The organism is Bacillus sp. AM 13(2015), from assembly GCF_001518755.1.
GTDB classification, from domain to species: Bacteria; Bacillota; Bacilli; order Bacillales; family Bacillaceae; genus Bacillus; species Bacillus safensis.
The window spans coordinates 71,391-81,717 of the sequence record NZ_LKCP01000061.1 but is presented as its reverse complement, the minus strand read 5'-3'; the positions used below and the strand labels follow the sequence as shown (position 1 = coordinate 81,717).

Genomic DNA, 10,327 nt, shown 5'->3' with positions numbered 1-10,327 from the left:
ATCCGGTACCGACACTAATGCAAGTGTGATCGGATTAACAAACAGAATGTAAGCCATCGACAAAAATGTGGTTAAACCACCGATGATTTCTCTGCGGTAATTCGTTCCTAACTCATCAAACTGAAAAAACTGTTTCAAGCCAACTGACTCCCTTCATGTCCTTTTGCTTTAGCCTGCCCCATTCACTAGTCAAATAAAAAACGCCCCAACAATTTTGGGACGCTTGACTACATATGTGAATTCAGACTGTGACATAAAACAAGAACAATGCATGATTTATATCAAACGAGTGTGAATTGACGTAGTCAAGCCATTTACGGTAGCTTGGTAGAAACTTGCGGGCCATATCCCCGCGATTATACGACTTCTATCTATTTGATTTCTGTGTCTATTGTACCAACTTCATTTTTAAAACACAATACGAAAAGCGAACATTTTTCAAAGAAATGTCCGCTTCATTCGTCTTATTACACGAATTTGGAAATTCACATCTAGTTCTTTATACACCCTTCTCCTAATCCTTCTCTTTTAGCAAATACTGTTTCGGCTACACGGAAAAACTCTTTCACTGCCGGAGAAGCTTGGGTGAGTGAAGGACAGGCGAGCGCAACCTCACGATGATGAGAGACATTCAGCTGACGAATATGCACAAGCTGCTGCGTTTTTAAAACAACTCCGGACCAATTGTGACACCAAGTCCTTCCCCTACCATACGAGCAATGGTCGTACAATCATGAACTTCAAATAAAACAGCCGGCTTCATTTGCGCCTCCGAAAAAATATCCTCTACATGTGATTGATACATGCCAGTCGGCATAATAAATGGTTCACCCGCCAAATCTGTTATATCTACAATGGGCTGCTGTTCATATCGATGATTTGGGTGATAAGCGACGACCATCTCATCTTTGATAAGCGGCAGTAAATCAAAGGCTTCATCCGCATGGCCTTTCACAACAAATCCAACATCAATGATGCCAGAATCCAGCCACTCCAATATTTCTTCATACGTTCCCTCATAGAATTTAAATTCGATTTTTGGATGCTTTTTCTGATAGCTCACAAGCAGTTTAGGCAATAAACAAGCAGAGGCACTGGCAAACGTGCCAATACGAATCAAACCTGTTTCAATATTTTTCGTTAACGCAATTTCTTGCTGGATCTTCTCCACTCTATTTAACACTTCTCTAATATGCGGGAGAAGCGTTTGACCAATGTCCGTCAGCATAATGCCCTTTTTTCGGTCGCGAATGAATAAAGACACACCCCACTCTGACTCTAAATTCGCCACTGCATGACTCACAGCTGACTGCGTCATATTTAATGCTTCAGCTGCTGCTGTAAAACTGCCAAGCTCCACCACTTTTGCGATAATATCAAAGCGAACAAAGCTCATGAGTATTTACTCATCTCCTTCATGAAAAACATCAATTTTACTTATGTTAGCATGGAATTTAAACTAAAGACAACGTATCAACATGAAGGAAGGGTTCAAAATGAAAAACACATCTCATCAGCTATTGATTGTTCTTTTAGCTGTCGGTTCATTTGTCACAGGCACGTCAGAATTCGTCGTGTCAGGCATTCTAGATATCATTGCTGTCGATTTACACATCTCCATTCCTGCTGCCGGACAGCTCATCACCGTCTATTCTCTTTTTTATGCAGTAGGCGCTCTCTTTTTAGTCATGGCAACGTCGAAACTGAACCGAAAAAAAGTTTTGTTAGCGGCTATTTTTGTGTTTATTTTAGGCAATATGCTCGCCTTTTTCAGCCATCATTTTGTGCTGCTCCTGCTATCTCGCGTCATTATGGCCATGAGCGGCGGCTTATATATTGTCGTTGCCACGAATTATGCAGCGCAGATCGCCCCGCCAGAAAAAAAGGGAAGTGCAATGGCGACGGTCATCACTGGATTCACCGTTTCACTCGTACTTGGTGTACCGATTGGAACATTTCTATCAGGTCATGTGGATTGGCACTATATTTTTCTCATCATTGCACTAGGTACTGCTTGTCTCTTCATGCTTCTTTATCAATTGCTGCCACGCATAGAGGGACATTCTCATCTGCCATTAAAGCAGCAATTACACATTCTTCAAGACCGCAGAGTGATCAGCAGCCTAGCAACAACCGTCTTTTGGATCTTAGGCTACACGATGGTCTTTGCTTATATCTCTCCATTATTACGACAGACCGCCGGCTTTTCTCTTGAAATGACAAGCATTGCCTTGCTCGTCTTAGGAATTTCTGCTTTTATTGGCTCACGTTTTGGCGGCTTCGCCGTCGATCAATGGGGACCAAACCGAACGATCTCAATCAGCATCACGATTCAGATGTTCGCTCTCTTTACCTTATTCTTTACGCAATTCTCTACAATTAGCGTCTTGATCACGCTTGCCATTTGGGGCATCGCTACATGGACAACAACACCAGCGAAGCAGTTTTATCTGATCTCCCTTAAACCACAAGCATCAGAAACCGTGCTGATCTTTAATACAGCGATAATGAACATCGGCATGATGCTTGGATCATCTATTGGCGGTGTGATTATACAGTATACAAATGTAACGAATTTAAGTTGGATTGGCGGGTTAGCTAGTTTTGTGGCGTTGATGTTGATTCGGTACTCGTTCAATCGGAATCGAATGGTGGGACAACAGACAAAAAGCGAACATGTGTAATCATGTTCGCTCTCTTATTTATTGACTAGCTTTTGAAGTTTCTTTTTTGACTGGAATGATTACCTTTATTTCTTTTTGCGGTGCCAACAGATTCAGAACTGACAAATCAAGATAAAGCCCATAATCCTTAAATGAAAAATGGTTTAATGATAATTTGTCTAACTCCTTCACATCAAAGTCAAAGGTGGATTGCATAGAAGCTGTCTTTAAATTGGTCACCTTCGCATTGTTTCCCTTCAAGTAATATCCGTTTTCGTAATTTGCTTCAGGATCGGACCATGATTTCATTTTTTTAACATCGCCTAATCCAATTGATTCACCGACATTCTTCATATCAGCCTCATCTAATTTTTCCTTATCTACTCCAGTAAATTGATAATCAACTGTTACAGAACGCCCTTTTTGCTTTATTTTATTGATCTTAATCCCAATTCCATGGTGCTTTGTTCTGAACTGAACAGGCAGCTGATTCTGGAGTGAAATGATTTTGCTTTCTTCATGTTCATATATCCCATTTAGGTAAAATGTCAGTTCAGTAGTGTTTGGAGAAATTGGCTTATTCAAAATGGTCAAAGCATTTTGTCTAGTTTTTTCAGTTGAAAGTTTTTTTCCCTTTAATGTTGCTGCATTCTTAAGCCTGTACTTACTTCCCAAATTATCTTTCATTATATCTATAGAGATATCATCATCTTTTGCGACACCATTGTAATCAATCGCATATTGAATTACAGAGGAATTCACTCCATTTTCAACCTTTATATCTTTCAACTGATAACGTCCATTTAAAATAGATACTTCTTTTTGACCTGCAAATAAAGTGGTTTTTTGCTTAACTACAGGCAACTCAAAGCGCCAATTCCCTACAATATCTCCAATTTTCGAAATCACGAGTTGTGCTTTTTGGCCTTGCTTAATCATCTGTCCATTTGTATAGAATTCCATTCGTCCAGCATATCGACCATCTTTTAATTTTTTCAACTCCGGACTATCTATATTGGGTTGAAAATTTTCATTGATCTGATCTGAATCAATGTTGATCGGTATAAAATCTTCTTTTGTATGGAAATTCTCCACAGTAAACGTATAAACAAGCCGCCCAGCATCATAATACACACTGTTTACTCTCACAGTAATTCCTCTTGATTCAGCCCCCTCATTGACATGTTTCACCAAATCACTCTGAAAAAGAGCCATTCCTACTTTATCGTGAAACATCATATAAAATTGCCCAACTATCGGGACACGTGCCATCGCTGTATTAAGAGAAGGAAAAAGGAAACCTGATGAAAAGTAAAGGACGATGAGAACAATGGCAGAGTATATTGGCGTTCTCCAGTTCCATTTGAACCAGTGTCTTTTTTGTTCCGCTTTTACATCTCCTATTGCTTGGCGAACAGCAGAGGTCACTTCAACCTTTGGTACATCAATCTCATCATAAAGCTTTTTCATTTCTTTTCGTTCCATCGACACTCTCCTCCTTCTCCAATGTTTGCTTTAATAACTTTCTTGCTCGATACAAATGAGTTTTAACCGTTCCTTCAGGCACACCCATCTGTTCAGAAATCATTAAAATCGAATAATCTTGAAAATAAAATAGCTGAATCACGAGCTGATATTGCTCATCTAACACTTCAAGTGCATTTTTTAAATCGAGCTTGTCTTCTAAAAAATCATGTCGCTCAACGCTCTCATGATGCTGTTCAAACGGAACAACATCTTGCTGCTTTTTCTTCATCGCAAAAATCGTATGAATCAAAATCCGCGTCAGCCAGGTAGAAAAATAAGCCGGTTCTTTTAAGCCAGATAGATGCTTAAACGCTTTAATGACCGTCTCTTGAACAGCATCTAACGAATCCTCTTTATTTCTTGTATAGAGAAAAGCCGTTTTATATAAACGCTCTTGATACATCAGCATTAATTTCTCAAATGCCGGAACATTCCCTTTTTGTGCTTTTTTAATTAGACGCACTTGCTTCATCTCATCCACACCTCCTACACCTGTTAGAGCAAGGTTTCTCACAAACGGTTTCAACAAACGGAAATTTCTTTCACGTAGCATATGTCGGACAAAAATAGAAAAAGTGAAGAACGAGCCACAAAGATTATGTTGCATATTTGATATAATGGAAGAAATATCTACAAAAAGGAGTATGCCGATTGTTTCTATTTGAAGAACCCGTTTGTGCTAGCTGTCAGAAGAAGATAGAAGGTAACGAAGAAGTGTACGTCAAGCTCATCTATCCAAAGAGACGTGGAATGACAGAGGTAAAGGCTTGGCTGAGGAATGAAGGGGTTTTTTATTGTAAGGCATGTTATGGAAAAGCAACATAAAAACAAGCATTTCAATTAAAATGCTTGTTTTTACTTTCTACTTTTTTATTTCCGCTTACTACGAAGTTCAATGAGTGCTAGTTTATTGTCATTGAAAAAGAACTCTAGAATGATACCGTTTGATTGATCTTGATATTGTATACCTTTGCTATACCCTTCGACAAACCAGAGCTTCTTGAATTGCTCTCCATATGTTTGTATCACAGATGAATAATCTTCTCCTATTTTAACTCCCTTAGATGTTTGAAGATTTTTCTGTTTTGACTGATTGTAAATAGATGTAACTCGATGATGTTGATCAACTGATACTACAAAATCTTGATTTTCTTTTTCCATATAGACCCTCTGTTTAGGATGAGAGAATTGAGTATTCTCCGCAAAAGTATGATCTCCCTCAAATTTTTCACCGATCTTAAAATGACCTAGCGATTCATTTATTAAAGATACAGAGTGAAAATTAAAAAACATAGCCACCCAAACAAATAGTGCGGTTCCTCCTAAAACAGAACCTACAATCACTAACACTTTAGAATGGATGATTCCCTTTTTAAACAAATAGATCGCTAAAGATACGATGATCATCACGATGACGATCATAATTAGAAAAATGCCCATTTCAATTATCCTCTTTTATCGAATTCGTTTGTGAATTATTCCCACAATCATATTCTCATATTACACCAAAGCATTACACAAAATCGACCAGTACAGGTATAATTTAAATAAAATTGCACAAGGAGAAAAATATGACTAGACGTGAACTGATATTCCCGCAATCATTTCCAACCATACATACCGAAAGACTAATCTTAAAACAAGCAACGATCGAAGACGCTGTGGATATGCACATCTACTTATCCAATGAAACCGTGTGCCGCTACATGGGCATTGATGCTCATGAAACGATTGAAGACACAAAAGGAGAAATCAAGTGGTATGACAACATCTTCAAAGAACAAACAGGCATCCGCTGGGGTATTTCTTTAAAAGAAGATCCTGCGATCATCGGCAGTTGTGGATTTCTTAACTTGGAAAAACAGCACTGCCGCACGGAAATTGGCTATGAATTGCATCAGGATCATTGGAGAAAAGGCATTATGAAGGAAGCGATTGCTGCGGTGTTACGATATGGGTTTCAGGAAATGAACCTGAATCGGATTGAAGCGATTATTGATCCAGCAAATACGTCCTCTGTTCAATTATTGGAGAATTTTAATTTTGTTCGAGAGGGTTTATTAAGGGATTATGATCTTGGTCAGAATGGGTTTGATGATGTGTTTATGTATGCGATTTTGAAGAAGGATTACAACAGGAAATCGAATTCTTAAGTCAATACAATATAAAATTATAATATACTTAAAAGACTAGTTAATCCTTTCTTTAAGGATTAACTAGCCCCTTGTTTATAGAATTTCCATCCGAATAATGTTATCTTAATTTTATTTCAAATCCTCAGGAAAATCAGCATTTGCTCTTTTCATTCCATCTTTAATCTCTTGTATTTTTTCCTTTCTAACCCTAGTTGATTCATCAGATATTAAATCATCAATATCTTCATAAAGAGCAGCATTAGAAACAACTGCAAACTTAGTAATCAGTTTTTTAGAACCGCTAAATAAAGACCATCCTCGAGATTGAACATTAACTTTAATATCCAAATCTTCCAATTGGTGATAATCATTTTCATAGCCATTAAATTTAATATCATTAGTAAGTTCTATAGCTTTTAAAACAGATTCTAAGTACCTTGATAAATCATAGGCTGGAAGATTTCCTCTTCTACCAATCTTAATATTTAAGTAACATTTCTCACCTTTATTAAACAAAGAATACATAGACCTATCAATATAATGAGCATATTTGTAAGCATTAGCACTATTAATAGTTTGGTGAGCATGCATCATCTTATATAGATATGGGTCTAAGTTTTTTCTAGCTATAGACTTAATCCACTCGACATCTCTAGATTTTATAAACTCATCCTTACTAGCGTTTTCTTTGCAATAATAGTCAGATTTAATTACTCCAAAACTTATGGTTTTGGAGTTTTCATCTGGAATCATAACTACATCACCAATTTTTAATTCAAAAATAAATTTTCTTATTTGATTATAAATTCTTGAAGGCTGCTTTACATTTGGGTATGCTTTTGCAATTAGGTCTTTTTGAATGTCACTAGCTTTTTTATCCAAAAAGAAAGATTTATTAGAAAATTCATTCCACCCTACTGATATTTTACCTTGTTTAATAAAATCATCATAATAAAAACCACTCTCTGTTCGTACCAACCAATATTTCCTATTAACAGGTACTTCTACAACATTCTTCTCCATTTTCTCTAATATTGTATTTATAATTGTCATAAGCCTTTCCCTTCTTAATGTGTATAATATAACTATACTACTATTTACAGGAAGTGAACAGATTGAAAGATTCTAATTCTCAGATATTCGTAATTTTACTAGCTATTTCATTAATAATAGGATGTTTTATACCAGGATTCTTAGAGAATTCCAATTTAGTTTTAGCTGTCACTGTTTCAGCACTAGCATTTATATTAGTGGATTTATCTAATTTTTTAAAACTTAACAGAGTGCACTCCATTTTACCTTTATTTGTAGCTGTTTTCTCAATATCTGTCTTGCCTCATACTGACTATTTAAATAAACTATTGCAACCATTAAATAATTTTTTTACTGTTTATGGACTAGCAATTGTAATTGGTATTCTTGGAGCTAAACAATATCTCGAAGAACATGCCTTTCTTAAAAAAAATAAAAAAAACCTCGAAGATAGAGAGAATGAATATAACGAATTAATAGATATATTAGAAGATTATAAAAAAGAAATAAAAGACCTGAAAGAAATAATAAAAGAAGAGAGAAATAAGAACAACTAAATATCTAATATATTCTCTTAGCTCTTAAAACATAATAAATATCTTAAAACAAACATCTCTAATTAATAAATTTTAAGAAGTTAAAGTAAACAGAAATAACACTTTCCTTTCTGTTCAATCGAAATAATACATGCTCTCAACCAATCACAATATCGCCAAAGAAGCTACGGAAGTTATTATTGAGCACCATACTATTGGAGGGATTACTTACAAATTAGGTATTGCCCTCCTTTGTTTCTTAAATATAGTTTCTCTTCTTCATTGTCATTTATTTCAATCCCGTTCACACCATATGCCTCCCTATACTTTTTCAAATGCTGAAAGGTTGTAAGACTTACTTCAGCTATTTCAAAGGTATAGATAGGTTGCGATATAGTTCCTTTCTTAACTTCATCAATCCAATGCCTAACTGTATTAGTGGGTTTAGATTTTCTTCGTCTGAGCACTCCCCCCTTCTTCTAAGCTGTCGCTCTGTCTTTGTTGGTTCTTTCAAGTATTCTTTTCCTCTTAAATCCGGCAAAAACAGAAATTTTTACATAAGTTTCAAGCCGCAAGATTGATAACCATGCCAACACAACTAGGATATTTCTCCAACAAATAGCCAAAACTATCAAAGCCTCATCTTTGTTCATGGCTAGTCTATCAAGCTATGAAACGTATGATATTCTCCAATCAAAATACGAGTTGAGATCTTCTCAAGCAGGTGCCAATGGATTCTTATCCAGTCACTTGTCATATCATCAATATAGGTAACAGCATGGATGCAGTAGTCGTATATTCTTGAGTATCCCATAACGACTACGCTGCGGACGTATGTAAGAACAGTGAAGTATTATTAAATTTCGCGCTCAAGTCTTAAGATAATGAATCGCATCCGATTGCCGGACGATTTCTAGTTTTTCTTAAGAAATTTCACCTAGTCCCGAAGCTAGAGCAAAAGATTTGTTTTAAAATTACAACACAGCACAAAAAGTCAAGTTTCCTAAAAAGCATTTCCACTATACTAAACTCGTAAGGCAAGGAGGTGCTCGGTTGTCCTATCAAGAACATGAGAAAACGATTCAAGAAACATTGAATTATATTGAACAGCATCTGAAAGATGATTTACCGCTTCAAACTCTAGCAAAATACGCAGGTTATTCTAGGTTTCACTTTCACCGTATGTTCAAAAAAGTGATTAAGAAGTCAGTTGTTGATTATATACGGGAACGTCGAATGACCCAAGCGGCGAAGGATTTAATTCATACGGACCAAAGGGCGATTGATATCGCATTGCAGTATCGTTTTGGTTCACAGGAATCCTTCACTAGAGCCTTTAAGAAGATCTATGATATGTCACCCGCACGTTATCGGAGATTACTAAGGAATGTCATTGATAAGGAGGAAACGAATATGGCTGCCAATCAGAACACAACTACTGGCTGGATTATGACGGGAGAAACACCATCTGATTATGAAACAGGTCTGGATGACAGAATTGTACACAGTGGTACTACCTCAGCTTACCTGAAATCTAAGGATGAAAAAGCACGAGGATTCGCGACCTTGATGCAGCAAATTAAGTCTGATCGTTACCGAGGAGAACGCCTTCAATTTTCTGCTTTTGTCAAAAGCGAAGATGTGAAAGGTTCAGCTGGTTTATGGATGAGGATTGACCATTCTTCAGGTGAAGTTCTTGCGTTTGACAATATGATGAACCGTCCCATTACAGGAACAAACGGCTGGAATCATTTTAGTGTAGTTCTAGATGTTCCAGTAAAAAGTGAAGTGATTGCGTTTGGCATATTACTACATGGTCAAGGTCACATTTGGATGGATGAACTTAGTTTTAAAACGGTAGATGAAAGTGTGCCAGTGACAGAACAAAACGCTGTGGATGATTTAGAGGATGAACCAGTGAATTTAAATTTTGAAGGCTAGCAGACTGAATTTAAGAGGAGATTCATTGCCATGAAAAAAATTGGTGCGATTTTATTGTTCGCTATGAATTCACTCACCTTTATTTGTGGCCTTGGATTTTTATTTGGTGAAGAGGATTAAAAATGAAGATAGGCACCCAGAGGACAAAAAAAATCAATTAAAAAAGATATCTCTATCCCTATCTCTTTTTTGTAAACTTGGTATAATAGAAAAAATCAGAAAAATTAGAATGCGATGATAAGGAATAGTACTTGCCGAAATGTTTTCAGAAAGTTGCTGGTTGATGAGAAGCAATAACAAAAGGCAAGGAACTCACCTTAGAGTAGCCTTAGTGAAATGAAAAGGATTGATGTAGTTAAGGTCGGCACCCCACCGTTATATGGGAAGGATATAAGATCAAACAATCTGTATCCGAATAAGGGCATGATAATGTTTGTTTATCATGAAACAGGGGTGGTACCGCGTAAGAAGAAGTCTTTCGTCTCCAAGTTAA

Annotated in this window: 9 protein-coding genes, 3 pseudogenes, 1 riboswitch and 1 other annotated feature; of the genes and pseudogenes, 5 read left to right on the top strand and 7 right to left on the bottom strand. The window is 36.6% G+C overall.

Going from position 1 to position 10,327, the window contains the following annotated elements:
- Both AOQ70_RS19585 and AOQ70_RS10530 read right to left on the bottom strand, forming a co-directional pair.
- A pseudogene (locus AOQ70_RS19585) lies at positions 1–138 on the bottom strand (NCS2 family permease); the annotation flags it as partial.
- A 144-nt stretch (positions 139–282) separates the two neighbouring features.
- Positions 283–384, bottom strand: a riboswitch (purine riboswitch).
- A gap of 107 nt (positions 385–491) precedes the next feature.
- Positions 492–1,396: pseudogene (locus AOQ70_RS10530) on the bottom strand (LysR family transcriptional regulator).
- 100 nt (positions 1,397–1,496) lie between these two features.
- On the opposite strand from AOQ70_RS10530, the gene AOQ70_RS10525 reads away from it, so the two are divergent.
- Positions 1,497–2,684, top strand: a complete 1,188-nt coding sequence (locus tag AOQ70_RS10525; protein WP_059376192.1) for an MFS transporter — start codon at positions 1,497–1,499, stop codon at positions 2,682–2,684.
- 18 nt (positions 2,685–2,702) lie between these two features.
- Here AOQ70_RS10525 and AOQ70_RS10520 read toward each other — a convergent pair whose 3' ends face one another.
- Complete coding sequence (locus tag AOQ70_RS10520) at positions 2,703–4,148, bottom strand: DUF4179 domain-containing protein (protein ID WP_059376187.1); 1,446 nt, start codon at positions 4,146–4,148, stop codon at positions 2,703–2,705.
- Positions 4,117–4,662, bottom strand: coding sequence for a sigma-70 family RNA polymerase sigma factor (locus AOQ70_RS10515; RefSeq protein ID WP_059376184.1), 546 nt, complete (start codon positions 4,660–4,662; stop codon positions 4,117–4,119). Before AOQ70_RS10515 ends, AOQ70_RS10520 begins: the two co-directional genes overlap by 32 nt.
- A gap of 179 nt (positions 4,663–4,841) precedes the next feature.
- On the opposite strand from AOQ70_RS10515, the gene AOQ70_RS19945 reads away from it, so the two are divergent.
- Complete coding sequence (locus AOQ70_RS19945; RefSeq protein WP_059376181.1) at positions 4,842–5,015, top strand: hypothetical protein; 174 nt, start codon at positions 4,842–4,844, stop codon at positions 5,013–5,015.
- 45 nt (positions 5,016–5,060) lie between these two features.
- On the opposite strand, the gene AOQ70_RS10505 is transcribed toward AOQ70_RS19945, so the two are convergent.
- Positions 5,061–5,630 (bottom strand): hypothetical protein, encoded by a 570-nt coding sequence (locus AOQ70_RS10505; protein WP_059376179.1) that lies wholly within the window; start codon positions 5,628–5,630, stop codon positions 5,061–5,063.
- A gap of 131 nt (positions 5,631–5,761) precedes the next feature.
- Here AOQ70_RS10505 and AOQ70_RS10500 point away from each other — a divergent pair, with 131 nt between their 5' ends.
- Positions 5,762–6,343, top strand: a complete 582-nt coding sequence (locus AOQ70_RS10500) for a GNAT family N-acetyltransferase (protein ID WP_059376177.1) — start codon at positions 5,762–5,764, stop codon at positions 6,341–6,343.
- A gap of 111 nt (positions 6,344–6,454) precedes the next feature.
- On the opposite strand, the gene AOQ70_RS10495 is transcribed toward AOQ70_RS10500, so the two are convergent.
- Complete coding sequence (locus AOQ70_RS10495) at positions 6,455–7,378, bottom strand: hypothetical protein (RefSeq protein WP_058837858.1); 924 nt, start codon at positions 7,376–7,378, stop codon at positions 6,455–6,457.
- Positions 7,379–7,440: 62 nt separating this feature from the next.
- Between AOQ70_RS10495 and AOQ70_RS10490 the strand changes: the two genes are divergently transcribed.
- Complete coding sequence (locus AOQ70_RS10490) at positions 7,441–7,914, top strand: hypothetical protein (RefSeq protein ID WP_058837859.1); 474 nt, start codon at positions 7,441–7,443, stop codon at positions 7,912–7,914.
- 673 nt (positions 7,915–8,587) lie between these two features.
- Here the strand turns inward: AOQ70_RS10490 and AOQ70_RS19295 are convergent.
- Positions 8,588–8,816 (bottom strand): annotated as a pseudogene (locus tag AOQ70_RS19295) (GMP synthase (glutamine-hydrolyzing)); the annotation flags it as partial.
- 130 nt (positions 8,817–8,946) lie between these two features.
- Between AOQ70_RS19295 and AOQ70_RS10480 the strand changes: the two are divergent.
- Positions 8,947–9,834, top strand: a complete 888-nt coding sequence (locus AOQ70_RS10480; RefSeq protein ID WP_059376174.1) for a helix-turn-helix domain-containing protein — start codon at positions 8,947–8,949, stop codon at positions 9,832–9,834.
- A gap of 225 nt (positions 9,835–10,059) precedes the next feature.
- Positions 10,060–10,323: a binding site (T-box leader), on the top strand.
- Positions 10,324–10,327: the final 4 nt, after the last annotated feature.